The organism is Kitasatospora sp. NPDC002965 (assembly GCF_040611255.1).
Classification (GTDB): domain Bacteria; phylum Actinomycetota; class Actinomycetes; order Streptomycetales; family Streptomycetaceae; genus Kitasatospora.
In genome coordinates this window covers 19,825-45,311 of record NZ_JBEXNT010000076.1, presented here as the reverse complement: position 1 = coordinate 45,311, position 25,487 = coordinate 19,825, and the positions used below count along the sequence as shown (strand labels likewise).

Genomic DNA, 25,487 nt, shown 5'->3' with positions numbered 1-25,487 from the left:
GTCCGCGGACTGATCAACATCCAGTTCGCCCTGTCCGGCGACATCCTCTACGTCCTGGAGGCCAACCCCCGCGCCTCGCGCACCGTGCCGTTCACTTCCAAGGCCACGGCCGTCCCGCTCGCCAAGGCCGCCGCCCGCATCTCCCTGGGCGCCACCGTCGCCGAACTGCGCGCCGAGGGGCTGCTCCCGGCGGAGGGCGACGGGGGCACGCTGCCCGCGGACGCGCCGATCGCGGTCAAGGAGGCGGTGATGCCCTGGAGCCGGTTCCGTGACGTCCACGGCCGCGGCGTCGACACCGTCCTCGGTCCGGAGATGCGCTCCACCGGCGAGGTCATGGGCATCGACAAGGTCTTCGGCACCGCCTACGCCAAATCCCAGACCGGCGCCTACGGCGCCCTCCCCACCAAGGGGAAGGTCTTCATCTCGGTCGCCAACCGGGACAAGCGCAACCTGGTCTTCCCGGCCCGGGCGCTGGCCAGCCTGGGCTTCGAGATCCTCGCCACCGCCGGCACCGCCGAGGTGCTCCAGCGTGCCGGGATCCCCGCCACCGTGGTGCGCAAGCACAGCGAGGGCGAGGGCCCGAACGGCGAGCGGACCGTCGTCCGGCTGATCCACGACGGCGAGATCGACCTCGTCGTCAACACGCCGTACGGCACCGGCGGCCGCCTCGACGGCTACGAGATCCGCACCGCCGCCGTCGCCCGCTCGGTGCCCTGCCTGACCACCGTGCAGGCCATGGGCGCCGCCGTGCTGGCGATCGAGGCCCTCCAGTCGGCGACCGCCATGACGGTGACCCCGCTTCAGGAACTGAGCGTCCGGTACGACCGGTCCGCGTAGACCAGCGGGTCACCGCCGTCCGCGAGCCGGACGGCGGTGACCTCGCCGACCAGGATCAGGTGGTCGCCGGCGGGGTGCCGGTCGTACACCGCGCAGTCGAGCTGGCAGAGGGCGTCGGCCACGGCCGGCAGGTCCCGGGGCGTCGGCTCGGTGTCCGCCGCGCGGAACTTCTCGGCCCCGCGGGTGGCGAACCGGGTCGCCACGGCGGACTGCTCCCGGCGGAGCACGCTCACCGCGAACTCCTCGCAGCCGGCGAGCGCCTTGTAGGCACCGGCCGTCTCGGCCACGCAGACCAGGATCAGGGCCGGTTCCAGCGAGACCGAGCAGAACGAGGTCGCGGTGAGGCCCTGCGGGGCGCCGTCGCTCCCCCGGGTCGTCACCACCACCACGCCGGCGGCGGTCCGGGCCATCGCGGCGCGGAGGTCGTCGCGGGTCACCGTCCGGCCGGTCACGGCAGCACCACCGTCTGCGCCGCGTAGTTGAGTCCGGCCCCGAAGCCGACCAGCAGCGCGGTGTCCCCGCTCGCCGCCGTGCCCTCGCCGAGCAGTGCCTCCAGCGCGAGCGGGATCGAGGCGGCGGAGGTGTTGCCGGTCTCGACGACGTCGCGGGCGACGGTGGTCGCGGCGGTCAGGCCGAGGCGCTCGACCATCAACTCGGTCATCCGGAGGTTGGCCTGGTGCGGGACGAAGGCGCCGAGGTCCGCGACCGACTGGCCGGCCGCGTCGAGGGCCGCCAGCGCGGCCGGCGCCACCTCCTCCATCGCCCAGCGGAACACCCGGCGGCCGTCCATCCGCATCCAGGGCCGTTCGTCACCGGCCCACGGCGCGGTCATCCGCAGGGCGTCGGCGTACGCGCCGTCGGAGCGCCGGACCACCGGGCCGATGCCGGGGTGACGGGCCGCGCCGACCACGACGGCGCCGGCGCCGTCCGCGAAGAGCAGGGCGCTCGTGCGGTCGGTCGGCTCGACGATGTCGGTCATCCGCTCCGCCCCGATCACCAGCACCCGCCGGGCGCCGCCGGTCCGTACCGTGTCGGAGGCCACCGCGAGGGCGTGGCAGAAGCCTGCGCAGGCCGCCGACAGGTCGAACGCGGCGGCGCCGCCGGCGCCCAGCCGGTGGGCCACCACGGCGGCCAGCGCCGGGGTCTGGACCAGGTTGGACATGCTCGCCACCAGGACGAGGTCGAGATCGGCGGGGCGCGCCCCGGCCCGGTCGAGGGCCTGCCGGGCGGCCGCGACGGCCATCACCGGCAGCGTCTCGTCGGGGCCCGCGAATCCGCGCCGGCGAATTCCGCTGCGGGTCTCGATCCACTCGGGGGTGGAGTCGATGCTCCGGCAGAGCTCGGCATTGTCGACGCGGCGGCGGGGCCGGTAGCCACCGACCCCCTGTATTCCGCTGTGCCCCGTGCCGGCGACGCGTATTGGGCGTTTCCTCGCGTTCACCACTTCGGTTCTCCATTTCGCGTCCACGATGCGGGCGAGGCGATCCTCACAATCGACACTGGAAAAGCCCTTGAGGCTCGCTGGGCGGCCCTACAATTCACCTGACGCACCGTCACACCGAGGGACGGCTGCGAACGGGGAAAGGGGGACTCGGTGATCCGGCTGCTCATCGCCGAAGATGTACGGATGGTACGCGGCGCACTGGTGGCGCTGCTCGAACTCGAACCTGACGTCAAGGTGGTCGCCGAGGTCGGCAGCGGCGACGCCGTGGTGCCGGCCGCGCTGGAGGTCCGGCCCGACCTGGCGATCCTGGACATCAACCTGCCGGGGCAGGACGGCCTCACCGCCGCCGCGCAGCTGCGGTCGTACGTACCCGACTGCCGGGTGCTGCTGCTCACCAGCCTGAGCCATCCGACCGTGTTGCGGCGGGCGCTCGCACTGCCGGGCACGGGGCTGCTCCTGAAGGACGCACCGCCGAGCGAGCTGTTCGCCGCGGTCCGCCGGACGATGACCGGCGAGCGGGTCGTCGATCCGCAGCTCGCGCTGAGCTTCTCCACTCCGGTGGACGGGCTGCTCACCCCGCGCGAGGTCGAGGTCCTGCGGCTGGCCGCCGAGGGCGACGACGTCCGGCAGATCGCGCGCCAGCTCCACCTGTCGGTGGGAACGGTCCGCAACTACCTGACCGCGGTCGTCCAGAAGCTGGACGCCCGCAACCGGGTCGACGCCGTCCGGATTGCCCGGGAATCGGGCATGATCTGACGGTGCGTGCACGGTCCCGGTATGAGAAATTCACAGACCGCCCGTGAGATCATCACTAGGGCTCCCTCAGTTCCTCGTGCCACACTCGAGGAAACCGAGATTTCCATGGAGGCGCACGTATGGACATCAGTGTTCTGGGGCCGCTGGAAATACGAATCGACGGAAACTTCATCGTGCCGAGTGCCGGAAAGCCGCGACAATTGCTCGCACTGCTCGCACTTCGGGCGGGCCGGCTGGTCCAGGTCCCCACACTGATGGAGGAGGCCTGGGGGGCCCGAATACCGAGGAGCGCCCAGACGACGTTACAGACCTACGTCCTCCAGCTCCGCCGGCGGATCGCGGCCGCGCTGCCGGCCGGCACGCCGCAGACGGCCAAGGAGGTGCTCGCCACCCGGCTCGGCGGCTACCAGCTGACCGGCGCCGTGCACGACTCCGACCTACGGACCTTCCACCGGCTGACCGCCGAGGGCAGCGCGGCCCTCGACGCCGGGGACGCCCACCGGGCCGCCGACGCGCTCGGCCGGGCGCTGCGGCTCTGGCGCGGCCCGGCGCTGGCCGACGTCCCGGTCGGGCCCGTACTGGAGACCGAGGTCCTGGGCATGGACGAGGCCCGCACCCGGGCGATGGAACTGCGCGTGGAGGCGGACCTGAGGCTCGGACGGCACGCCGAGATCCTCGGCGAACTCCGGATGCTGACGGCCCGTCACCCGTTGCACGAGAACTTCTCCGCCCAGCTGATGGTCGCCTACTACCGCTCCGGCCACACCTGGCGGGCCCTGGAGACGTACCAGCGGCTGCGCGGCGCGCTGGTCGGCGAACTGGGGGTCGAGCCCTCCCGCCGGGTGCAGCGGCTGCACCAGCTGGTCCTCGGCGGCTCCCCCGAGCCGGCCCACCCGGAACTGCCCGAATTCGCCCTGGAGGTGGCGCGGTGACCGCACGTCCGACGACCTACCGCAGCGCGGCGGTGATCGGCACCGGCACGATCGCGCTGGGCTGGATCGCCCTGTTCGCCGCACGCGGGCTGGAGGTGCGGATCAGCAGCACCCGCGCCGACGCCCGCGCCCACGTCACGGCGGCGCTGCCGCTGTACGCGGCCTCCCTGCCCGACGGACCGGCCGACCCCGACGAGCTGGCGGCCCGGCTGGTCTTCGCCCCCGACCTCGCCGGCGCGGTGGCAGGCGTCGACGTGGTGCAGGAGAACGCCCCGGAGGACCTCCCGCTCAAGCAGCGGCTGTTCGCCGAGGTCGCGGCGGCGGCAGCACCGGACGCCCTGCTGCTCTCCTCCACCTCGACCCTGCTGCCGGACGACCTGGGCGCCGGGCTCGACACCCCCGGCCGGGTCCTGGTCGGCCACCCGTTCAACCCCCCGCACATCGTGCCGCTGGTCGAGGTGGTGGCCGGCCGCGACACCGATCCCTCGACCGTCGGGGCCGCGGTGGAGTTCTACCGGTGGCTGGGCAAGACACCGGTCGTGCTGCGCCGCGCGGTGCCGGGCTTCGTGGCGAACCGGCTGCAGTCGGCCCTGCTGCGGGAGAGCATCCACCTGGTGCGCGAGGGCGTGGTGACGGTGGACGAGCTGGACGAGGTCGTGACCGCCTCGATCGGCTCCCGGTGGGCCGTGGTGGGCCCGTTCCACGCCTTCCACCTGGGCGGCGGGCCCGGCGGCCTGCGGCACTGGCTGGAGCACCTGGGCAGCGGCCTGGAGCGCAGTTGGTCGCTGCTCGGCTCGCCGCCGGTGGACCGGGAGACCGTCGACACCATCCTGGCGCAGGCCGACGCGTCGTTCGGGGCGGTGCCGTACGAGGAGCTGGCCGCCCGGCGCGACCGCGGGCAGAACGCGGTCATCGCGGCGGCGGCCCGGGCACGCGAGGACTGAGGACGCGCGCCGCACGCCGGTGCCGAACGGGAGGCGGGAGGGAGCGCCGACCGTCGGCACCGGCCCGGGGCGACGCCCCGGGGGCGGACGGACCGAGTGACGACGGGGCTCCCGGCCGTGACGGCCGGGAGCCCTGCCCGTGTGCCCTGCCCGTGGGCCCGGCCCGGGTGCCCGGATCAGAACGAGGCGTGGTCCTGGGTCACCCGCCGTTCCAGGGTGCGCAGTTCACCGTCCTCACGGACCAGGACGTCGCGGACGACACAGCTCGGCGCGATGACCGGCTGGAACTGCCCGGGCCGGGTCGTCACGACGAGGGCGTAGAACTCGGTGTGCACGCTGCCGTCGGGCTGCTCGCGGACGTCGAGCATGTTGAACCAGTGCCGGCGCCGGACCGGGTCCTGGGCGAACCGGCGATCGTTGTAGGAGCGCACCTCGGCGGCGATCGCCGCCCGGCCGCGGACGGCGGGTGCGTCCGGCGAGTGGTCGAACACGCCGTCCGCCGCGAAGGTCGCCGCGAACGGCTCGGCCCGCACCGCGTCCAGGTGCTGCATCTGGCGGGCGTAGAACAGTTGCACCTCGGCGTAGAGCCCGGTACGGGCCGGATTCGCCACGGGGGTGGTGGTCTCCACCAGCTTCCTCCTCGGTAGGAACGGTTCGTGGAAGGTCCCGGCCACCCTCGCCGGGCGGGCTCAACCCGTCCTGGAGACGGTCTGGAGGAACTCGGCCGCGTGGTCCTCGACCCAGGCGCGGAACGGCCGGGCCGGGCGGCCCGTGTACTCCTGGACGGTGCCCGTCAGCGGCGGCGGCACCCGGCGCAGGTACTCCTCGACGCCGAGCAGCGCGCGGGCGTAGGCCTCGGGCAGCCGGTCGCCGGCCAGTCGCACCCAGGCCTCGGCGCTCAGCCTGCGGACGGTCAGCGGACGGCCGGTCACCTCCGCGAGGATCCGCACCCGTCCGTGGGTGTCCAGGGCCTGCGGGCCGGAGAGGACCAGCGGTCCGGGGGCGGGGGCGGGGCCCGCGAGGACGGCGGCGGCGACGTCGGCGATGTCCCGCGGGTCGACCACCGGAAGCGCGAGGTCCGGGTGGACGGCGCCGATCACCCCCGCGCCGCGCACGGCGGGGATCCACTGCCGCGTGAGCGAGGCGAACGGGCCCGGCCGCAGCACGGTGACCGGCCGGCCGGTGACCGCGAGCGCGGCCTCGCCCTGCCGGTGCTTGCGGAACAGCGGGTTGTCCGGCACCGGGGCGTCCGGCACCGGGGCGTCCTGCGTCGGGGCGTCCTGTGTCGGGTCCTCCTGCGCCTCGGCAGCCTGCGCGGCGGGGGCCGCAGGGGCGGCGGGAGCCGCCGCGGAGAGCAGGACGAGGTGCTCCGGACCGCCTCCGGGCACGTCGCGCAGCGCCTCGGCGACCGCGGCGCCGGCGTCGTCGGCCAGCAGGACGAAGGCCCGCTCGACCCCGACGAGCGCGGCGCGGACCGCCGCCGGGTCGGTGAGGTCCCCCGGGGCGAGGTGCACCCCGGCCGGCAGCAGGGCCGCGGCCCGCTCCGGCTCCCGGACGAGGGCACGGACCTCCGCGCCGTCCTTCAGCAGACGGCGCACCAGATGGCTCCCGACCGTCCCGGTGGCCCCGGTGACCAGTACTTTCCTCGGCATGCCGCCTCCCTGCGGTCCGTGGGCGGCGGTGTGCCGCCCCGGCGACCAGCAGAGCGTGCGGGGCTCGAAGAACGCTCCAGCGGGACTCGGCCGCCGGTGCCGGACCTACGGGCGGGGGCGGGAGGCGCCGTTCTCGTAGGCCTCGATGGTGCGGACGAACAGCGCCCGGTCCTCGGGGGCGAGCGGCTCGAACGCCCTGCGCCAGGCGTCGGCCCCGTTGGCGAGCCAGCGCTCGATGGCCTCGCGGGTGGCGGGCTCCTCGGTGATGCTGACGATGGTGCGACGGCGGTCGGCCGGGTCGGCCAGCCGTTCGACGACTCCCTGCCGGGTGAGGTCACTGACCATCAGGCTCACCGTGGTGGGGGCGACCTCCAGGCGCGCCGCGAGCTGGTTCACCGGCATCGGCCCGTCGAAGAGCAGGTAGGACAGCATCGACAGGTGACGGGGCGCCAGGTTCATCGACTGGAGCCGGTCGGGCACGGGCGTGCGCTTGAGCCGTGCCGCCACGCGCGGCATGAGGAGCAGCATCGCGCGGATCGCCTCGTCGGTGCTGAGCCCGTGCGCGGACGAGGCGTCGGACACCTGTTCCGTTGACATCCTCCACCCCTCCCCATAGCTTTGCTTTCAAAGCAAAGTCTCCTGTCGGCTTCTCACACAGTACCGGAAGGGGCGCTCCATGCCCGAGCCCCGGCCCGCATCCCCGCAGTACAGCCCACGTCGCTGGGCGGCCCTGGTGGTCACCATGGCGGCCACCGTGATGGACCTGATCGACGGCACGGTCCTCCAGGTCGCCTTACCCACGCTCCGCCGCGAGCTCGACGCCTCCTCCACCCAGCTCGAATGGGCCATGGCCGGCTACACCATCGCCTTCGCCTCCGGCATGATCACCGCCTCCCGGCTCGGCGACCGCTACGGCCGGCTGAAGGTCTTCCAGGCCGGGCTGATCACCTTCACCCTCACCTCGCTGCTCACCGGACTCTCCGTCAACCCCGAGATGCTGGTCACCGTCCGGATCCTCCAGGGGGCCTCCGCCGCCCTGATGGTGCCCCAGGTGCTCGCCATGCTCCGGGTCGAGTTCCCGCCCGGCGAGCAGCAGCGCGCCGCCACCGTCTACGGCCTGACCTTCTCGATCGGCGGCGTCGGCGCCCCGCTGCTCGGCGGCCTGCTGCTCGACGCCGACCTGTTCGGCCTCACCTGGCGGCCGATCTTCTTCGTCAACGTGCCCGTCGGCATCGCCGCGCTGATCGGCACCGTGCTGCTCTGCCGGGACTCCCGCTCCGAGCACGCCTCCACCATCGACGCCCGCGGCCTGGCCATCGCCGGCGTCGCGGTGCTCGCCCTGCTCTACCCGCTGGTCGAGGGCCGCACCCTGGACTGGCCGTGGTGGACCTTCGCCGTCATGGCGGCCTGCCCGGTGCTGCTCTGGCTCTTCGGCCGCTACGAACGGACGGTCGTCGCCCGGGGCCACACCGCGCTGATCGACCCGGCACTGCTGCGCCAGCGGGCCGCCCTCGGCGGGCTCTCCGTCGCCGTGCTGTTCTTCGCGGGCGCCGCCTACCCGGTGATCCTGACGGTCCATCTGCAGAGCACCGTCGGTTTCACCCCCCTGCACACCGCGCTGACCATGGTCCCGGCCGCCGTCGGCGTCGGCCTCTTCTCGCCCTTCGCCACCAGGCTGCGCCAGCTCGGCCGTCCGCTCGCGGTGGTCGGGTGCGTGGTGCTCGCCCTGGGCATGGGCCTCACCACGCTCGCGGTGGTCCGCTACGGGACCGGACTGCACTCCTGGCAGCTGATCCCGGGCCTGCTGATCGGCGGCGTCGGCATGTCGATGGCCTCGGGCGTGCTGATCGCCACCGTCCTCGCGAAGACCCCGGGCCATCACGTGGGCGCTGCGGCCGGACTGGTCAACACGGCCATCCAGATCGGCACCGCCTCCGGGGTGGCGCTGCTCGGCACCGTTTACTTCGGCCTGCTGGACGACGGCCACCCGCCGATCCGCTCCGCCGCCACCGGCCTGCTGGTCGTCGTCGGGCTCTACCTGCTGGCCGCCCCCGCCGCGATGATCCTGCCCGGCGGCCGTCTGGTCTTCATGGCCGCCCGGCCCCCGCAGCAGCAGCCCCAGCCGCAGGCCTCGACGACGCGGCCGGGCCGGCCGGACGGCGCCGACGCGGAGGCCACCCGGACCTGACCGCCCGAACCCCCGGCCACCCGAACCCCGCTCCCTGTCTGTCGATCTGTCGACCCGCCGACCGCCCGACCGGCGGTCCAGCCGGCCTCGACCGGACGCCGCGAGGCTGCGCTTCTCCACCGTTCTCCACCGTCCCACCGGAGGGAAGCCGCCGTGAAGGAGCATTCCGATCTGACCGAGGTGTGCCGGGCGGCCTCGGCGCACGCGGACCGGGCCGAACGCGAGTACCGGCTCGGGTCCGAGGTCGTCGAGGCCGTCCGGGAGGCCGGGTTCGCCCGGCACTTCGTCCCCGCCCGGTGGGGTGGCGACGAGGGCGGCTTCGGCACCTGCCTCGACGCCGTCGCCGCACTCGCCCGGCACGACCCGTCCGCCGCCTGGTGCGCGTCGATCGCCTCGACCCTCGGCAGGATGGCCGGGTTCCTGCCCGAGGAGGGCCGGCGCGCGCTCTGGGCGGACGGCCCGGACACCCTGGTGGCCGGCGCGCTGGTGCCTGCCGGGACTGCCGTCCTTGAGGACGGCGGCTGGCGGCTCTCCGGCCGCTGGTCCTACGTCAGCGGCGTGGACTCCTCCGACGCCGCCCTGCTCGCCTGTTCGGTCCCGGTGCCCGACGGCGCGCCGGACGACCGGCAGCCGCGCTTCCTGCTGGTGCCCCGCTCCGCCTACCGGGTCGAGGAGACCTGGCGGACCGTCGGCATGCGCGGGACGGGCAGCCACACGCTGGTCCTGGATCCGGTGCACGTGCCCGTCGGACACACCTTCGGGCACGCCGAGCTGCTGACCGGGCGCCCGGCGGGCGAGGCGCCCGCCCCCCTCACCGTGCCGCTGCGCGACGTCAGCGGGCTGACCTTCGCCGGGCCCGTGCTGGGGGCGGTGCGAGGGGCGCTGTCCGCCTGGTCCGCCGCCGCGGCCCGCCGGAAGCCCTCGGCCGCCGCCGAGTCCGCGCTCGCCCGGGCCGCCGCCGAGACCGACGCGGCCGCGCTGCTGCTGGCCCGGGCCGCCGAGGACGCCGACCGGGGCGCCCGGGACGAGTGGAGCGGGGCCCGCGCGCAGCGCGACCAGGCGGCCGCCGTGGAGCTGCTGCTGGCCGCGGTCAACGGGCTGGCCCGGACCGCCGGGACCGGTGCGCTGCAGGAGGACGCGCCGTTCCAGCGGTTCTGGCGGGACGCCACCACCGGCGCCACCCACGCCGTCCTCCAGTGGGAGCCGGCCGCCCACCGCTTCGCGACGGCGGAGCTCGTCACGTACGCGGCGAGCTGACGGACCCGGCGGACCCGGCGGGCCTGCGGGTACCGCGGACCGGCGGGTCGCCGCGCCTCACGGGGTGGTCGGGCAACCGGTGGTCGGGCGACCGCCCACCCGGTTGCCCGACACCGGACGCGGGACGCGGGACGACGCAGTGCCGCAGTGCCGCAGTGCCGCAGTGCCGCAGACGGAACGCCGCGAGGGGGCTGTGGGCATCCGCCCGCAGCCCCCTCCGGCACTCCGGCCGGGCCGGGTCAGCCGGCGGGCCCGTCGGTGACGGTGTACCCGCCGATCGTCAGTTCGGCGCCCTGGCCGAAGAGCCGGCTGCTCTCCCGGCTCTCCTCGTCGACGAAGGTCTGCTCGTGCGGCTCGCCCGCGTCGGGGCGGAAGTAGGTGGTCGCCCGGGAGAGGCGGACCAGGCCGCGCCCGGTCGGCCAGGAGCCGTCCAGCAGGCTGAGCAGACCCATCCCGAAGCTGAGCTGCCGCGGTTCGACCACCGTCAGCTCGCCGCCCTCGTCGAGGGTGAGCGTCTCCCGGCCGAGCGGCAGACCGATCCGGTCGACCCGCAGCACCTCCTCGTCCTCCAGCAGCCAGCGCACCACGCCTGCGCCCCGGTCGTAGGAGATCCGCACCCGGTGGCGGTCGTCCGGGGTCCGGTCCAGCAACGGCACGGTGCAGGCGAAGGAGCCGTACGGGCCGAGGTGGCGGCGGGCGAAGTTGGTCCGGCCGTAGAAGGCGTAGAGCCGGCGGTTGGTCAGGATGAAGTCGAAGGCGACCGAGGTCTCCGGGTCGATGGTGTTCAGCATGGCGCCGCCCAGCCGCAGGTCGTCCTCGGGGTCGCGGACCGCGTCGCCGAACGGGTGGCCCGCGGTGCCGTAGGTGCGGCCGGAGACGGTGGCGGAGACGGAGAGCACCCGGCCCGGTTCGGCCTCGAAGCCCTGGAAGCCGGAGGCCGCGGTGCGGTTGACGTAGGCGATCCACTTGGCGTGGTCGGCGAATCCGGGCACCACCCCGGCCTGTCCGCGCTCGCTGGGCACCGTCCGGGTGAAGGCCGGCTCGCCGGTCGCCGCGTTGCGGCCCCTGGAGACCAGGCGCAGGCCGTCCCCGGTGACGGTGGCGTCGGCGTCGTCGGCGATCAGCTCGGCCGTGGCCTGGACGTACCGCCAGCGGGCGTCCGGCCCGGTGGCGGAGAGGCCGTCGCGGAAGTCGTCCCGCCAGAGCTCGGCGGCCTCGGCGGGGACGGCGGTTTCGGCGGGGGTGGCGGGGGTGCGGGCGGGCGGGTTCATCACGGCTCCTCGGGTCGGTCGGTCGGTGGTGCCGGGGCGAGCAGGAGGTCGACGACCTCGGGGAAGGAGTCGACGACCCGCTCCGCGCCCGCGGCGGTCAGCTCGGCGGCGGTGGCCGCGCCGTACGAGACGCCGATGACGCGCATCCCGGCGGCACGCGCCATGCCCACGTCGGCGACGCCGTCGCCGACCACCACGCAGGACTCGGCGGACAGGCCGAGCCGGTCGGCCGCGTACCGGGCCATCGCCGGGTGCGGCTTGCCGTGCTCGACGCTGTCGTGGCCGGCGACCACGGCGAACGCGTCGGCGACGCCCATCAGGGCGAGGATCTTCTCGGCCGCCCCGCGTGGCTTGGAGGTGGCCACCGCGAGCCGCAGCCCCGCCCCGGCGAGCCGGCGCAGCCCGGTCGCCACCCCCGGGTAGCGCAGGGCCGCGCCGGTGGCCGTCAGGTGCGCACGGAAGCGCCGCTGGTAGTCGGCGGCGGCGGCGGCCACCTCCGGGCCACCGGCCGGCCGGCCGAGCAGCCGGGCCAGGCTCGGTTCCAGCGGCAGGCCGACGGTCGCGCGCACGGCGTCCGCGCCGGGGTGCACGCCGCGTTCGGCGAGGACGGCGGTGAGCAGCGTGGCGATGGCCTGCGGGGTGTCGGCGAGGGTGCCGTCGAGATCGAACAGGACGCCGGCCGTCACCGCCACTCCCCCGCCGCCTGCTCGTCCGCGGGCCGCGCGCCGGCGTGCTGCGCGGCCACCCGCGTGCCCGCCTGCTGCTCGTTCCCGGCCAGGGCCGACAGGGCGACCGACAGCTCGCCGGCCAGCCGCGCGGTGCTCAGCAGCAGGGACCGGCCGGCCTTCGCGGTGCGTCCCTCGGTGACCCGGGAGACGGCCTTCATCAGGAAGGGGCTGACGGCGTTTCCGGTGACCCCGGCCGCGTCCGCCTCGGCGAGCGCCCGCACGATGGCGGTCTCGATCACCTCGGCGTCCAACGCGTCCTCCTCGGCCACCGGGGTGGTGAGCAGGACCGTGCCGCCGCCGTTGACCTCCCAGTGCGCCAGGACGGCGCGGGCGGCCTGGCGGACGTCGTCCACCCGGCGGACCGGGACCTCGGTGGCCCGCGCGTAGAAGCCGGGCAGCCGGTCGGTGCCGTGGCCGAGCACCGGGACGCCGGCCGTCTCCAGGTACTCGGCGGTGAGCCGGGCGTCCAGGATGCTCTTGGCTCCGCCGCAGACCACGGTGATCCGGGTGCGGGTGAACTGGAGGAGGTCCGGCGAGATGTCGAAGGTCTGCTGCGCGCGGCGGTGGACGCCGCCGATCCCGGCGGTGGCGAACACCGGGATGCCGGCCCGCTCGGCGATGACGATGGTGCCGGCCACGGTGGTGGCGCCGGGGCCGCCGCCGGCCAGCACCGGGCCGATGTCGCGGGCGCTGACCTTGGGCACGCCGGCGGTGGTGCGCAGCCGTTCGATCTGGTCGGCGTCGAGGCCGACGAGCAGCCGGCCGTCCAGGATGCCGATGGTGGCGGGCACGGCGCCGCCGTCCCGGACGGCCTTCTCGATGGCGAGGGCGGCGTCGACGGACGGTGCGTGGGTGACGAGCGACGATTCGAGCGCGACCACCGGCCGCCGCTCGGCCAGTGCGGTGCCGACTTCCTCGGTGATGGCAAGGAGCTGGTCCACGGCCATCGCCTCCTTCCGGACAGGGGCTGGTCATCATGGGCTCGGGCAGCCTGTCCGGGGCGGCTGGAGCAGTGGTCGAGCGGGCGTGGAGACGGCGGTTCGACCGGAATTCGAGGGAGCGCGGCCAGAGTGTGCGGCGCACCACCCGAGGTGCTCGGAAGCTCGGAAGTGCTCTGTGGTGCTCTGTCGAATGCGCAGGGAGACGCGATGAACGGGAAAGTGAAGGCGGCGATCGGCGTCGCGATGACGATGGCCGGCGTGGCCGGGGCCGGCGGGACAGCCGTCGCGGACGCCGGTGCGGCGGGGAGGCCCGGGCAGGTCCTCTTCCACGACGAGTTCCGCGACGGCTTCGACTCGGCGCAGACCTGGCAGTTGGGCTCGTCGAAGACCGCGACCGGCGCGGTGCTGCCGCAGGGCGACGGTGTGATCACCGCCGGCCGGCGCGGCATCACGGTGGTGCCGACCGGGACCAACCCGGTCACCGGCCGGCCGGCGTTCGCCGCGACGACCGACCAGAACGCCACCGGTTTCGGCGGTGGCACCGGCGACCACCTCAAGTGGGTGGCGCAGCCCCGGCAGTCCTCCGCCAACGGCGTGCCCGTCCCGGACACCGGTGCGCTGGTCTGCTCCAGCCAGGTGTCGGTCCGGTCGGACTACGTCGACCAGCACCCGTTCGGCCGGGCGGTGTCCGATCCGCAGACCGATCCCCGGCTGGCCAGTGCCACGCTGATCTCGGTGGACCACACCACCCACACGGTGGCCAACCTGACGGTCACCAACGGCGAGATCCACGCGGTGTACGAGCGGCTGCCGATCCCCGGCAGCACCTACGCCTCGTACCACTACTCCGTCCCGGTGGCCAAGCGCACCCCGGGCCGGACGGACGACCTCCAGATCAAGTTCGACCAGGGCGGCCGGCGGGTCACCTGGCTGGTGAACGGCAGGAACGTGCTGTCCACCGACCGGATCGGGACGCCGGCGTTCGACCGCAAGTACCTGCGGCTGGACCACGGCGGCACCCCGGAGCAGGTCCGGGCGACCTCGGTGCAGTGCGGCCTCGGCACCGGGAACCTGCTGGACGGCGCCGGCGGTGTGCGTGACCGGGACAAGCGCGGGCTGGTCCGCCTCGGCAAGGAGGAGAACTTCTACTACAAGCCGTCGCAGGGCGCGCCGGCGCCGCAGACCTTCCTCGACGACCGGAGCCTGGAGCAGAACCGGCTCTGGGGTCAGGGTGTGACGCTGAAGGTGCGTTCGTTCGACATGCGGTACGTGCGGTAACGCCCGTCCTGGCCGTCCGGCCTGCGCCCCTTCCGTCGGCCGGCCGCGTGCCGGAGGGCCGGAGGACCGCCGCCCGGAGGACCGCCGCCCGGTCCGAGGGGACGACGGACGGCCGGGGCCCCGGGGCTAACCGGAGTCCTCGGCCGTCTGTCGTCGGTCCCGCCCGGGCGCTACCGTGCGGCGGTACCGTAGAGGTCGTCGGCGACGGCCCGGCGGACGGTGGTGCGCCGGTCGTCGACCTGGTCCCACTGGTCGCCGTAGATCAGCCGGACCATGGCGGGGAACCGCAGGAACGCGTGCGGGAAGCCGGCCGGCACCGCACTGACCCGGTCCAGTGCGGCCAACTGCTCGGCGTCCAGCGAGAGTTCGGTGGCCGCCAGGTTCTGCCGCAGCTGCTCCTCCGAGGTGGCGCCGACCAGCGGGATCACCGTGCCGGGGCGCGAGCGGAGCCAGGCGAGCGCGACCTGCGCGGGCGGGCGGCCGACCGCCTCGGCGACGGCCAGGACCTCCCGGACGACGTCGTCGCCCTCGCCGCGGGCCCGGCCCCAGGCGACGCTGTCCAGCCGCCCGGTGCCGCCGGTCAGGTACTTGCCGGTGAGCCGGCCGTCGGCCAGCGGCCCCCACGCGAGCACCGGGAGGTCGAAGGCGTGGGCCATCGGCAGCAGTTCACGCTCGGCGGTGCGGTCGAGGAGGTTGTAGTGCAGCTGGAGGCCGACGAAGGCGGACCAGCCGCGCAGTTCGGCCAGGGTGTTGGCCTGGGCGACCTCCCACGCGGGCCAGTCGGAGACACCGACGTAGAGCACCTTTCCGGCCCGGACGACGTCCTCCAGGGCGCGCATCACCTCGGGCACCGGGGTCAGCGTGTCGCGGGCGTGCACCCAGAGCAGGTCGAGGTGGTCGGTGCGCAGCCGGCGGAGGCTGGCCTCCAGGGAGTTGACGAGGTTCTTGCGGTGGTTCCCGGCCGAGTTGAGGTCTCCGGGCCGGGTCTGCATCGTGTACTTGGTGCTCAGCACGAACCGGTCGCGGCGGCCGGCGAGGAGTTCGCCGAGCAGTGACTCGGCGGTGCCGTTGCCGTACTCGTTGGCGGTGTCCAGCAGGTTGCCGCCGGCGTCGGCGAACTGGTCGAGCAGGCGGCCGGGGACCTCGGGCGGCAGTTTCCAGTCGGTTCCGAAGGTCATGGTGCCCAGGGCGAGTTCGGAGACCCTCAGGCCCGACTTGCCGAGCAGCGTGTAGCGCATGTCAGCACGCTCCGTGGTTCGGGGGCCCCGGCCTGCCCGGGGCCCGGTCAGGATGGACGGGGCACGTCCAGCGCCGGCAGCAGGTGCTCCTCCTCGTAGGCGAAGTGCGCCTCCAGACCGTCGATCACCCGGTCGAGCTCCGTCCTGAGGGCGGCGACGTCGCCGCCCTCGGCCGCGAGGCCGCGCTCCAGCACCGCTTCGAGGTCGGCCAGCTTCCGTTCGACCACCTCGTGCTCCTCGCGCAGCCTGGTGATGGCCGGCACGAGGTGCGGGAACTGTTGCTCGAAAGCGGTGAAGGAGCCGTCCTCGCGGGTGTGGTGCAGCTGGAGTCCGTAGCAGAACGTGAGGCAGCGGCGGTGCAGCTGCCGGGTGAGGTCGGGAGTCGGACGAGCCTCCTCCCCACCGTTCAGCACGCTCTCGACGGCGGCGCGGACCTCGGCCAGCTCGGCCCTCAACTCCTCGTGGTGGATGATCAACTGACGCCCGATCATCCGGTTGCGGTCGCTGTCCGTGGAGAGGTCCAGCGCGTGCAGGGCGACCACCGGAATCACCCGGGTGGTCTTCTCCTGGTACTCGCGGAAGGCCGGGCTGAGGGTGCTCTGCAGCTCGTACAGCCGGTCGCGCTCCTCCCCCTCCAGGACGACCGCGCGGGTGGCGAAGGGCTTCACGCGCCCCTCGTCGGTGCCGATCTCCATCGTGACCTGGGGTGCGGCGACCAGGTTGTGGTACCAGTCGGGGTGCTGCGAGTTGCCGAGGTTGGAGGCGAAGACCAGGTACCGGTCGCCGTCCCGCAGGTAGATCGCCGGGTTGGTGTGCGGCTTGCCGGTGCGGCGGCCGGCGGTGGTGAGGACCACCATCGGGGCGCCTTCGAACATGCCCCCCACCTTCCCGTTGTTCTCCCGGAACTCTTTGATGATCCGTTCGTTCCAGCTCATGAGGGCGCTCCAATCGTTTGCTTTGAAAGCAAATGTAAGCTAACGGGGTCGCCGACGGCTGTCAACACCCGTCCGCACGCGCACCGCAGGCACCTCGCGCACCTCACGCGCCTCCCGGACGGTCACCTCACGCACCCTCAACACCGCACCGGCGCCGAAGAGTCGGCTCTCCGGCCGGCTCCGCTCGTCCACGAACGCCTGCGGCGCCGGCGCCCCGGACCGCACGTCGTAGTAGTGCCCCGGCGCGGCGTCCAGCCGCACCAACCCCCGGCCGTCCGGGCCGGCGCCGTCCAGCAGCGTCATCGTCGCCAGCCCGACCGCCAACTGCCCGAGCCGGACCGGCTCCCCCGGCTCGCCCCCGTGGTCCAGCAGCAGGTGTTCGCGCCCCGCCGGCCGGTGGCCGATCCGGTCCACCGCGAACACCTCGGCGCCGTCCAGCAGCCAGGTCACCCGGGTACCGCCGCGGTCCACCCGGACGGCGCAGCGGTGCCACGACTCCGGCGTCCGGACGGCCACCGGCACGGCCTGGCTGAAGGCCGCGGAACGCGGTGCGCCGGAGCCCGCCGGTTCCGGCAGGCGCTCGTACAGCGCGTACACCCGGGTATCGGTGAGCAGGAAGTCGAAGGCCGCCCGGCTCGCCGGGTCGAAGGCCACCAGACCGGCCGCAGCCAGCCGGAGGTCTGACGCCGGGTCGGCCACCGCCGCCCCGAACGGGTGCCGTCCGGTGCCCGGAAAGCGGGCCGTCAGCACCGCGCCGACCGTCAGTGCGCCCCCGTCCGGCACGTCGAACCCGGGCAGTCCCGAGCCTGCGGTGTGCCGCACCAGGGCCGTCCACTTCAGGTGGTCGCCCCGGCCGCCGCCCGGTGCGGCCGGGTCGCAGGTCGCGGTGAAGGCCGGCGCGCCGGTGACCGGGTCGGTCCCGGCGGAGCGCACCAGCAGGCCGTCCGCCGAGACCGTGGCGACACCGTCGCCGCGCGCCCGCCAGTCCGGCCCGGGATCGGAGCCGGCGCGGCGACCGTCGTGAAGACCGTCGTGAAGACCGCCCCGGAAGCCGTCAGGGAAGCCGTCGCGGAACTCGTCGTGGAAGAGCACATCCGTCACGCCCTCACCCTCCCGGCGCGGCCAGGAGTCCGGCTTGAGGCCCGGTCCATCCCGGGTCAAGGCATCACCCGCACGCTCCCCACGACCGGGGACGAACGACGAACGACCAACGCGAGCGACGCGAACGACGCGAACGACGGACCACCCAGGGGAGACGACGATGACCGAACACCGCCGCACCGTGCTGCTCCTGCCCGGCCAGGGCGCCCAGCGCGAACGCATGGCCGCCGGGCTGTACGGCACCGAGCCGGTCTTCACCGAGCACCTCGACCGGCTGTTCACCGCCCTCGGCGCACGCGGCGACCGGCTGCGCGAGAACTGGTTGAGCCCCGCGCCCAATCCCGCGCTGGACGAGGCGGAGGCCGCCCAGCCGCTGCTGCTGGCCGTCGGCCACGCCCTCGGGCGGGCCGTCGAGGCCGCCGCCGGCCTGCCCGATCTGCTGCTCGGCCACAGCATCGGCGAGCTGGCCGCCGCAGCCCTGGCGGACGTCCTCCCCGCCGACCGGCTGGCCGTCCTCGTCGACGCCCGCACCGGCGACCTCGACCCGGGTACCCGGGGCGGCCTGCTCGCGGTCGCGGCGGCCCCCACCGACCTGCCGCCCCGGCTCGGCCCCGGCATCGCCGTCGCGGCGGTCAACGGCCCCCGGCAGACCGTCCTCGCCGGCCCCTCCGCCGCCCTCGACGCCGCCGCCGACCTGCTGCGCGCGGCCGGCCTCACCGTCCGCGCGCTGCGCTCCGGCCACGCCTTCCACTCCCCCGCCCTGGCTCCCGCGGCACGACGGTTCGGCACGGCGCTCGGCGACCTCGGCCTCCGACCGCCGCGCACCACCGTGTTCTCCGCCCGCACCGCCGCCCCGGTCCGTCCCGGAGAGGCCCTCGACCCGCGCTTCTGGGCCGACCAACTCGCCCTCCCGGTCCGCTGGTGGCCCGCCCTGTCGGCCCTGCTCGACCGGGCCGGCACCCGGCCCGGTCTGCTGCTCCTCGACGCCGCGCCCGACCGCAGCCTCTCCACCCCCGCCCGTCGCCACCCCGCGGTCCGCTCCGGCGCCAGCGTGATCGTCCCCCTCCTCGCCGACCACCGGCGGACCGGCACCCCTGCGGACCGCGCCGCGTTCGACGCCGCCGTCGCCCTGCTGGACGCCGAGGCCGGCCCCCACCGCCCGGCCGCCCGGCCGGTCTGACCCGTCCGGGGCGGGCCCCGGACGGGAGGCCCGAGGGAGCCCCGGAGGTGCTCCAGGCGAGCTGGAGAAGGGCTCCAGAGGGGGCGGGGACGCTCGGAGGTATGACAGCCGAGCCCTACCGTGCCCGGGGCGGCCCCGGGGAGGACGATCTGCTCTGGTCGGTCGTCCTGCCCGTCCGGCCCTTCGGATCGGCGAAGCAGCGCCTGGCCCTGCACAGCGGCCGCCACCACGCCGAACTGGCCCACGCCTTCTACCTCGACACCCTGCGTGCGGTGCGGGCCACTCCGGGCGTGGGGCTCGTCCTGGTGGTGACCGACGACCCGTTGGCCGCCCGGCAGGCCCGGACGCTCGGCGCCGCGACCACCCCGGAGGGGCGGCGCGCCGGGCCGGACGCGGCGGCCCTGGCCGGGGCCGCCGCGCTCGCCCCGGACTGCCCGGTGGCCGTCCTCGCCGCCGACCTGCCGACGCTGCGGCCAGAGGAGCTGGCGGAGGCACTGGCCGCCGCCCGCCGGCACCGCCGGGCCCGGGTCGCCGACCACACCGGCGCGGGCACCACGGCCGTGACCGCGTTGCGGGCGGCGGACCTGGTCCCGTCGTTCGGCCGGGCCGCCGAGTCCCGGGAGCCGGTGCTGGCCGCCGCACCGGGCCTGCGGCTGGACGTCGACACGCCGGCCGACCTCGCCCGGGCCCGCGTCCGCGGACTGGGCCTGTTCTCCGCCGCCGTCCTGGACACCTGGGTACGCCCCTCGGCCGCCCGGTCGCGCAGCCGGACGGAGCCCGACCTGCCGGCCCTCCGGGCACGACGGTGACCCCGGCAGGGTCCGCCCCCGAGGGGGCCGCTCCTACCGGGGTCACCGACCGGCACCTCCCCCACCGGGGCCGCACCGCGGTGGGGGGTCAGGCGTAGCAGTCCGGCAGTCGCCCGCCGTTGTACTCCACCAGCTCGCCGAAGATCCGCACCACGTCCAGCGCCACGCCCTCCGGTTCGCCGTCGAGTTCGGCGTAGGCGCGGTGCAGGTTGCCGACCACCCGTTCGCCGTCCAGCCAGTCGGGGTACGGGCCGGGACCGGCGTCGCGGGCCGTCTCCAGCGGGCTCAGCCCGGCGGCCCGGCCCGCTTCGGCCGTCCGCAGCAGCCAGTCCAGGTAGGCGGCCGTCTCGTCCAGCACCTCCGGACCGGCGACCGGCCCGTGGCCGGGCACCACCGTCCGGGGCGCCAGCTCGCGCAGCCGCTCCAGCGTGCGCAGGGTGCCGCGCACCGAGCCCATCAGGACGAACGGCGTGCAGCCGTTGAGCACCACGTCCCCGGCGAACAGCACGCCGTCCTCCGGCAGCCACACCAGGGTGTCCCCGGTGGTGTGGGCAGGCCCGAAGTGCAGCAGCTCGACGGGGCGGTCGCCGACGTGCACGGTGAGACGGTCCCGGTACGTCAGGTGCGGCAGCCGCACCTCGATCCGGCCCCAGTCCACGTCGGGCCAGAGCCCGGTGAGGCCGAGGCCGGCCTCGGTCATCTCCCGGCGGGCGTGCTCGTGGGCGACCACGGCCGCCTCGGGCGCCGCCACCGCGGAGCCGAAGACGTGATCGCCGTGGAAGTGGGTGAGCACCAGCAGCCGCGGCGGGGCCGCGGTCAGACCGTTCACGGCCTCGCGGAGACGCCGGGCCCGCCGCTCGGTCGCCGCCGTGTCGACGAGCAGGCTCTCCCCGCCGCCGAGCACCACGCCGGCGTTGTTGAGGCACCAGCCGCCGGGCTCCTGGACGTAGGCGTAGACCCCGTCCGCGACCTCCCGCACGCGGACCCGGTCGGCGTCCGGCGCACCGTGCGGGGCGAGCAGCTCCGTCATCGGGCCACCTCCCGGGCAGCGACACGGGCATCAGCGACGGCAGCGTCGGCGTCGGCGTCGGCGTCGGCCAGGAACGAACGCGCCCACTCCAGCGTGCGCAGGCTGTTCCCCCCGAGCACCGCGCGCACCCGCTCGCGCACCACCGCGAGCTCGGTACCCGCGCCGAACAGCCGGGGCAGCGCGTCCGCGTCGAGGGCGACCCGGTGCACGGCGGTGACCGCGGAGCCCGCACCGTGCGGGGTGACGATCCACTCGCCGCTGTGGCCCAGCAGACCGGCCGGCGGGGCGGTCTGCTTGTAGACGATCCGCTCGTGCGGGAAGCAGAGCCGCACCGAACGGGTCCGGTGCACCGAGCCGTCCTCGGCCCGGGTGTCCATCGACAGCCGCTGGACCTCCGCGCCGCCGGTGACCGGCGTCGCCGGGACCGTGGTCAGCTCGACCGCGTCCACGTGGGGCAGCCGGTCCGGCCACAGGTCGGCGCGGTGCAGGACGTCGTACACCGCCCCGGGCGGGGCGGTCGTCTCGACCCGGTCCGCGAAGGAGAAGACCAACTCCTCCGGCGGCTCCGGTCGTTCGGCCCAGGCCCGGACGGCGCCGATCTCCTGCTCGCTGTTGCCGTCCAGAGCCCGGGCGATCAGGTCGGCCTGCTCGGGCGCGCCGGCGGTGACCCACTCGTGGCCGAGGACCAGCCGGGTGGCGCTCTCGCCGCCCGCGCCGCGCTCGAACTCCCAGTGGCCGCCCATCCAGGTGAGCGGCGGGCTCGGCGTCTCCTGGCGGAAGTCGATCCGCAGCCGCTCGCGGTCGAGGGTGCGCAGCGAGGTCCAGCTGCGCACCTCCTCGCCGACCAGGGCCCAGAGGCGGATCCGCTCGGAGTCGAGGTCGGACTCCAGCACGTCGGCGGCGACGCAGGGCGGGAAGAGCAGCGGCCAACGGGTGACGTCGGCGATCAGCCGGAACGCCCGGTCGGCGGGTGCCCGGAGGTCCGCGGTGTGCTCGGCGGTGCGGCGGGTCGGTGGCGTGGTCATGGGTCCCTCCGTCGTCGTGGTGGGGCGGCCCGTCGTGGCGGGCCGCCCCGTCGGCCCGGGCGGCCCGTCCGGCGGGGCGGGCGGGGCGGGCGGGTCAGTACGTGCCGAGGCCGCCGCAGATGTTGAGCGCCTGCGCGGTGATCGGGGCCGCCTCGTCGGTGACCAGGAAGCCGACGAAGGCGGCCACCTCGGCGGGCTCGGTGTAGCGGCCGAGCGGGATCTTGGCCAGGAAGCGTTCCAGCACCTCCTGCTCGGTGACGTTCCACAGGCCGGCGAAGCCCCGGCGCACGCCCTCGGCCATCGGCGTCTCGACGTACCCGGGGCAGACCGCGTTGACGGTGATGCCGGTCTTGGCGAGTTCGAGGCCGAGCGCCTTGGTGAAGCCGACCACGCCGTGCTTGGACGCCGAGTAGGGCGCCCCGTAGAGCACGCCCTGCTTGCCGCCGGTCGAGGCGATGCTGATGATCCGGCCGCGTTCGCGCTCGCGCATCCGGCCGGTGGTGAGGACCTCCCGGGTGACCAGGAAGACGCTGTTGAGGTTGGTGTCGATGACGTCGTACCAGGTCTCGTCGGGAAGGTCGGCGGTGACGCCGCCGCCGCCCCGGCCGGCGTTGTTCACCAGCACCTCCGCCGGGCCGTACCGCTCGACGGCGGCCGCGACCCAGCCCCGCACCTCGTCGCGGGACCGCACGTCGCAGGCGGCGCCGTCCGCCGTCAGGCCCTGCCCGCGCAGCTCCTTGACGGTGGCGGCCACCTGTTCGGCGTCCCGGGCGGCGAGGAAGACGGGGTGACCGCGCCGGGCGAGCGTCTCGGCGACGGCCCGGCCGATGCCGCGGGTCGCCCCGGTGACCAGGGCCGGGCCGGGTGGTTGCTGCACTCCCATGCTCGCGCTCCTCTCGGGTTCTCTCGGGTTCTCTCGGACTTCTGACTTCACTCGGGCTCTCGGGCTCTCGGGCTCTCGGATCCGGCCCGGCGGCCCGGTCCGCCGCGGCGGCTCAGGCCGCCTCGGCCATCGCGCTGTTCACCAGGTCGAGCAGCTGGCGCGGGGTCTCGACGGCCGCCATCACGTCGTCGGCGAGGTCGGTGCCGTAGCGGCGGGTGATCACCGCCGCCGTCTCCAGCAGGGCCAGCGAGTCGTAGCCGAGGTCGGTGAACGGGAGGTCCAGGGCCTCGGGGTCGATCCGGGTCTGTTCGTCCTCGCCCGCGCACTCGGCGAGGATTTCTCGGAGGTCGTCGAAGGTCAGGTGGCTCATGGCCGGTCCTCCCGGGCGGTCTCGCGGACGGATGGGCGGGTCGTGCCCCGGGCGGCCCCGCGGCCCGGCTCCACGGCGCGCACCACCAGGGCGGAGTTGAAGCCGCCGTGGCCGCGCGCCAGGACCAGCGCGGCCCGGACCCGCAGCGGGCGCGGTTCGCCCCGCACCAGGTCGAGCCGGTGGCCGGGCACCGGCCGGGTGACGTGCGCCGCCGCGGGCAGCACGCCGTCCCGGACGGACAGCAGCGCGGCGGCGGTGTCCAGCGGCGGGCCGCCGCCGGTGAGCCGGCCGGTGAGCGTCTTGGGCACGCTCACCGGGACCCCGTACGGGCCGAACAGCGCCTCGATCGCCGCCGCCTCGGCGTCGTCGCGCTCGCGGACGCCGGCCGCGTCGGCGAAGACCACGTCGATGTCCCCGGCCGCCAGGCCGGCGTCCGACAGGGCCAGCCGGGCGGCGCGTTCCAGGCCGGGCGGGCGGCCGGACCCGGGCGCCGGGTCGAAGGTCGCCGCGTACCCGGCGATCTCGCCGTAGACCTGGTGGGCACCGCGCGCGGCCGCCGCCGCGGCGCTCTCCACGATCAGCACGGCGCCGCCCTCGCCGGGCACGTGCCCGGCGGCCCCGGTGTCGAACGGCAGGTAGGCGCGGGTCGGGTCGGCGACCGTCGAGACCCCGCCGCCGGACAGGTGCGCCACCAGCCCCCACGGGTCGAACGCGGACTCCACCCCGCCGCTCACCACCAGCGAACTCCCCCCGCGCAGGGTGCGCCGGGCGTGGCCGAGCGCGTCGAGCCCGCCGGCCTGGTCCGCCACCAGGACGCTGCCCGGCCCGCGCATGCCGTGGCGGATGGAGATCTGACCGGTGTTGGCCGCGTAGAACCAGGCGAAGGACTCGTAGACGCTGACGTGCTGCGGGCCCTTGGTCCACAGCTTGCGCGCCTCGCGGTGGGTGAACTCGAAGCCGCCGGTGGCGTTGGAGGTCACCACGCTCATGCCGTACTCGGGCAGCTCGGCCGGGTCGGCGCCGGAGTCGGCGAGCGCCCAGTCGGCGGCGGCGACCGCCAGCCGGGTGACCCGGTCGGTCTGCGGCAGCAGGCGGCCCGGCAGGTGGGCGGCGGCGTCGAAGTCCGGGATGAGCCCGGCCAGGCGCACCGGGTACTTCGTGGCGTCGTAGCGGGTGATGGGGCGGATCCCGCTCTCGCCGCGCAGGGTCGCCGCCCACCAGGTCTCCGTACCCAGGCCGTTGGGCGCGGCCACGCCGATGCCGGTGACCACCGCGGTGTCCGCGCCGGTGCCGGCTGCGCCTCCGGCACCGGCTGCGGGCCCGGTGCGGACGGCGGGCCCGGCGGCGGCGCCTCCGGTGTCCACGCCGCTCATGCGGCGTCCGCCCGGGTCAGGACCATCGCGCTCTGGAAGCCGCCGAAGCCGCTGCCGACCGACACCACGGTGTCCAACCGGGCCTCCCGCGCCTCGTTGGGCACGTAGTCGAGGTCGCACTCCGGGTCGCGCTCGTGCAGGTTGGCGGTGGGCGGGACGGCCCCGTGCTCCATGGCCAGTGCGCAGGCGGCGATCTCGATCGATCCGATCGCCCCGAGCGAGTGACCGACCATCGACTTGATGGAGCTGACCGGCACCCGGTAGGCGTGGTCGCCGAGTGCCTGCTTGAAGGCCATCGTCTCGTGCCGGTCGTTCTGCTTCGTGCCGGAGCCGTGGGCGTTGACGTAGTCGACCGCGTCGGGTGCCCGCCGTGCCTCGGCCAGGGCGTGCCTGACGGCCTCGGCCATCTCGCGGCCGTCCTTCTTCAACCCGGTCATGTGGTAGGCGTTGCAGCGCGTGGCGTACCCCGAGACCAGCCCGTAGACGTGCGCGCCCCGGGCCCGGGCGTGCTCCAGCTCCTCCAGGACGAACATCGCGGCGCCCTCGGCGATCACGAACCCGTCGCGGCCGCGGTCGAAGGGGCGCGAGGCGTGGGCCGGGTCGTCGTTGCGCACCGAGGTGGCGCGGACGGCGTCGAAGCAGGCGACGGCGATCGGTGAGATCGGGGTGTCGGCCGCGCCGGCCAGCATGACGTCGGCGCTGCCCTCCGCGATCAGGTCGCGGGCGTAGCCGATGGAGTCAAGACCCGAGGTGCACCCCGTGGAGACCACGGCGGCAGGGCCCTCGGCGCCTGCCGTCCAGGCCACCTCGGCCGCCAGCGAGCTGGGCACGAAGGCGTCGTACAGGTGCGGTGACACGTAGTCGCCGTCGACCTCCCACTGCCGGCCGCTGTCGCTGAGGACGAGGTACTCCTGTTCCAGGGTGGTGGTGCCCCCGACGGCGCTGCCGACGCTGACCCCGACCCGGTGCGGGTCCAGCGCGGCGAACTCGAGTCCGCTGTCGGTGATGCACTCGCGGGCGCTGACCACGGCGAACTGGGCCGCCCGGTCGAGCCGGCGGACCTCCCGGGGGGTCAGGCCGTACAGCGCCGGGTCGAAGTCCACCTCGGCCGCCACCCGCGAGCGGAAGCGGCCGGGGTCGAACAGCGAGATGGTCCGGGTGGCGGTGCGCCCGGAGACGAGCAGGTCCCAGAACGCCTTCCGGCCGATCCCGCCGGGCGCGACCACACCGATGCCGGTGATGGCGACGCTACGGTTCATAGTCGGTTCTCCTCTTTTCCTCTTCCGTCCTCTGCCGTCGGCAGCCGTCCCCGCGG

General features: G+C 75.1%; 25 protein-coding genes and 1 pseudogene. 9 read left to right on the top strand and 17 right to left on the bottom strand.

What is annotated here, in order from left to right:
- Positions 1-837: pseudogene (gene carB, locus ABZY91_RS26120) on the top strand (carbamoyl phosphate synthase large subunit); the annotation flags it as partial.
- On the opposite strand, the gene ABZY91_RS26115 reads toward carB, so the two are convergent.
- Together ABZY91_RS26115 and ABZY91_RS26110 are read right to left on the bottom strand one after the other, a co-directional pair.
- Positions 801-1,289: a flavin reductase family protein gene (locus ABZY91_RS26115; protein ID WP_329885112.1), complete on the bottom strand. Its 489-nt coding sequence runs from the start codon at positions 1,287-1,289 to the stop codon at positions 801-803. The pseudogene carB and the gene ABZY91_RS26115 overlap by 37 nt on opposite strands.
- Positions 1,286-2,278, bottom strand: a complete 993-nt coding sequence (locus ABZY91_RS26110) for a beta-ketoacyl-ACP synthase 3 (protein WP_329885111.1) — start codon at positions 2,276-2,278, stop codon at positions 1,286-1,288. The genes ABZY91_RS26115 and ABZY91_RS26110 overlap by 4 nt, the downstream gene beginning before the upstream one ends.
- Before the next feature lie 153 nt (positions 2,279-2,431).
- Between ABZY91_RS26110 and ABZY91_RS26105 the strand changes: the two genes are divergently transcribed.
- The 3 genes from ABZY91_RS26105 to ABZY91_RS26095 all read left to right on the top strand — a co-directional run bounded on the left by ABZY91_RS26105 (position 2,432) and on the right by ABZY91_RS26095 (position 4,913).
- Positions 2,432-3,037 (top strand): response regulator transcription factor, encoded by a 606-nt coding sequence (locus tag ABZY91_RS26105; RefSeq protein WP_329949476.1) that lies wholly within the window; start codon positions 2,432-2,434, stop codon positions 3,035-3,037.
- Positions 3,038-3,156: 119 nt separating this feature from the next.
- On the top strand, positions 3,157-3,969 hold the full coding sequence (locus ABZY91_RS26100) for an AfsR/SARP family transcriptional regulator (protein WP_355405468.1): 813 nt from the start codon (positions 3,157-3,159) through the stop codon (positions 3,967-3,969).
- The gene (locus ABZY91_RS26095; protein WP_355405467.1) at positions 3,966-4,913 is read left to right on the top strand and encodes a 3-hydroxyacyl-CoA dehydrogenase NAD-binding domain-containing protein; all 948 of its coding nucleotides are present in this window, start codon (positions 3,966-3,968) and stop codon (positions 4,911-4,913) included. Before ABZY91_RS26100 ends, ABZY91_RS26095 begins: the two co-directional genes overlap by 4 nt.
- A 176-nt stretch (positions 4,914-5,089) precedes the next feature.
- Here ABZY91_RS26095 and ABZY91_RS26090 read toward each other — a convergent pair whose 3' ends face one another.
- From ABZY91_RS26090 to ABZY91_RS26080, 3 genes are all read right to left on the bottom strand, one after another.
- Positions 5,090-5,542, bottom strand: coding sequence for a nuclear transport factor 2 family protein (locus ABZY91_RS26090; RefSeq protein WP_329949474.1), 453 nt, complete (start codon positions 5,540-5,542; stop codon positions 5,090-5,092).
- A gap of 60 nt (positions 5,543-5,602) precedes the next feature.
- Positions 5,603-6,565, bottom strand: a complete 963-nt coding sequence (locus ABZY91_RS26085) for an SDR family NAD(P)-dependent oxidoreductase (RefSeq protein WP_355405466.1) — start codon at positions 6,563-6,565, stop codon at positions 5,603-5,605.
- A 105-nt stretch (positions 6,566-6,670) separates the two neighbouring features.
- On the bottom strand, positions 6,671-7,162 hold the full coding sequence (locus tag ABZY91_RS26080) for a MarR family winged helix-turn-helix transcriptional regulator (protein WP_329885105.1): 492 nt from the start codon (positions 7,160-7,162) through the stop codon (positions 6,671-6,673).
- A 79-nt stretch (positions 7,163-7,241) separates the two neighbouring features.
- Between ABZY91_RS26080 and ABZY91_RS26075 the strand changes: the two genes are divergently transcribed.
- Positions 7,242-8,753, top strand: a complete 1,512-nt coding sequence (locus ABZY91_RS26075) for an MFS transporter (RefSeq protein ID WP_355405465.1) — start codon at positions 7,242-7,244, stop codon at positions 8,751-8,753.
- A gap of 153 nt (positions 8,754-8,906) precedes the next feature.
- A complete protein-coding gene (locus tag ABZY91_RS26070) occupies positions 8,907-10,010 on the top strand; it encodes a hydrolase (RefSeq protein ID WP_355405464.1) in 1,104 nt (367 codons plus the stop codon).
- A 239-nt stretch (positions 10,011-10,249) separates the two neighbouring features.
- Here ABZY91_RS26070 and ABZY91_RS26065 read toward each other — a convergent pair whose 3' ends face one another.
- From ABZY91_RS26065 to ABZY91_RS26055, 3 genes are read right to left on the bottom strand one after another with little or no spacing between them, the layout of a single operon-like run.
- Entirely contained in the window at positions 10,250-11,281 is a 1,032-nt protein-coding gene (locus ABZY91_RS26065; RefSeq protein ID WP_355405463.1) for a DUF6081 family protein, read from the bottom strand.
- Positions 11,281-11,967: an HAD family hydrolase gene (locus ABZY91_RS26060; protein ID WP_355405462.1), complete on the bottom strand. Its 687-nt coding sequence runs from the start codon at positions 11,965-11,967 to the stop codon at positions 11,281-11,283. The genes ABZY91_RS26065 and ABZY91_RS26060 overlap by 1 nt, the downstream gene beginning before the upstream one ends.
- Positions 11,964-12,956 carry a pseudouridine-5'-phosphate glycosidase gene (locus tag ABZY91_RS26055; RefSeq protein ID WP_355405461.1) on the bottom strand — a complete coding sequence of 331 codons (993 nt, stop codon included), beginning with the start codon at positions 12,954-12,956 and terminating at the stop codon, positions 11,964-11,966. The genes ABZY91_RS26060 and ABZY91_RS26055 overlap by 4 nt, the downstream gene beginning before the upstream one ends.
- 201 nt (positions 12,957-13,157) lie before the next feature.
- Between ABZY91_RS26055 and ABZY91_RS26050 the strand changes: the two genes are divergently transcribed.
- Complete coding sequence (locus tag ABZY91_RS26050) at positions 13,158-14,228, top strand: DUF6081 family protein (RefSeq protein ID WP_355405460.1); 1,071 nt, start codon at positions 13,158-13,160, stop codon at positions 14,226-14,228.
- Between the two features lie 170 nt (positions 14,229-14,398).
- Here ABZY91_RS26050 and ABZY91_RS26045 read toward each other — a convergent pair whose 3' ends face one another.
- From ABZY91_RS26045 to ABZY91_RS26035, 3 genes are read right to left on the bottom strand one after another with little or no spacing between them, the layout of a single operon-like run.
- Positions 14,399-15,466: an aldo/keto reductase gene (locus ABZY91_RS26045; RefSeq protein WP_355405459.1), complete on the bottom strand. Its 1,068-nt coding sequence runs from the start codon at positions 15,464-15,466 to the stop codon at positions 14,399-14,401.
- A 47-nt stretch (positions 15,467-15,513) separates the two neighbouring features.
- On the bottom strand, positions 15,514-16,401 hold the full coding sequence (locus ABZY91_RS26040; RefSeq protein WP_355405458.1) for a nitroreductase/quinone reductase family protein: 888 nt from the start codon (positions 16,399-16,401) through the stop codon (positions 15,514-15,516).
- Positions 16,402-16,440: 39 nt separating this feature from the next.
- Positions 16,441-17,502: a DUF6081 family protein gene (locus tag ABZY91_RS26035; RefSeq protein ID WP_355405457.1), complete on the bottom strand. Its 1,062-nt coding sequence runs from the start codon at positions 17,500-17,502 to the stop codon at positions 16,441-16,443.
- Between the two features lie 160 nt (positions 17,503-17,662).
- On the opposite strand from ABZY91_RS26035, the gene ABZY91_RS26030 reads away from it, so the two are divergent.
- Together ABZY91_RS26030 and ABZY91_RS26025 are read left to right on the top strand one after the other, a co-directional pair.
- Positions 17,663-18,682 carry an acyltransferase domain-containing protein gene (locus tag ABZY91_RS26030; RefSeq protein ID WP_355405456.1) on the top strand — a complete coding sequence of 340 codons (1,020 nt, stop codon included), beginning with the start codon at positions 17,663-17,665 and terminating at the stop codon, positions 18,680-18,682.
- 101 nt (positions 18,683-18,783) lie between these two features.
- A complete protein-coding gene (locus ABZY91_RS26025; RefSeq protein WP_355405455.1) occupies positions 18,784-19,491 on the top strand; it encodes an NTP transferase domain-containing protein in 708 nt (235 codons plus the stop codon).
- A gap of 88 nt (positions 19,492-19,579) precedes the next feature.
- Here the strand turns inward: ABZY91_RS26025 and ABZY91_RS26020 are convergent, their stop codons facing one another.
- The 6 genes from ABZY91_RS26020 to ABZY91_RS25995 all read right to left on the bottom strand — a co-directional run bounded on the left by ABZY91_RS26020 (position 19,580) and on the right by ABZY91_RS25995 (position 25,431).
- Entirely contained in the window at positions 19,580-20,521 is a 942-nt protein-coding gene (locus ABZY91_RS26020; protein ID WP_355405454.1) for an MBL fold metallo-hydrolase, read from the bottom strand.
- Positions 20,518-21,546 (bottom strand): aromatase/cyclase, encoded by a 1,029-nt coding sequence (locus tag ABZY91_RS26015; RefSeq protein ID WP_355405453.1) that lies wholly within the window; start codon positions 21,544-21,546, stop codon positions 20,518-20,520. The genes ABZY91_RS26020 and ABZY91_RS26015 overlap by 4 nt, the downstream gene beginning before the upstream one ends.
- Positions 21,547-21,640: 94 nt before the next feature.
- Entirely contained in the window at positions 21,641-22,429 is a 789-nt protein-coding gene (locus ABZY91_RS26010) for an SDR family NAD(P)-dependent oxidoreductase (RefSeq protein WP_329885091.1), read from the bottom strand.
- Positions 22,430-22,541: 112 nt separating this feature from the next.
- Positions 22,542-22,799 carry an acyl carrier protein gene (locus ABZY91_RS26005; RefSeq protein ID WP_355405452.1) on the bottom strand — a complete coding sequence of 86 codons (258 nt, stop codon included), beginning with the start codon at positions 22,797-22,799 and terminating at the stop codon, positions 22,542-22,544.
- A complete protein-coding gene (locus ABZY91_RS26000) occupies positions 22,796-24,172 on the bottom strand; it encodes a ketosynthase chain-length factor (protein ID WP_355405451.1) in 1,377 nt (458 codons plus the stop codon). The genes ABZY91_RS26005 and ABZY91_RS26000 overlap by 4 nt, the downstream gene beginning before the upstream one ends.
- Positions 24,169-25,431: a beta-ketoacyl-[acyl-carrier-protein] synthase family protein gene (locus tag ABZY91_RS25995; RefSeq protein WP_329885088.1), complete on the bottom strand. Its 1,263-nt coding sequence runs from the start codon at positions 25,429-25,431 to the stop codon at positions 24,169-24,171. Before ABZY91_RS25995 ends, ABZY91_RS26000 begins: the two co-directional genes overlap by 4 nt.
- Positions 25,432-25,487: the final 56 nt, after the last annotated feature.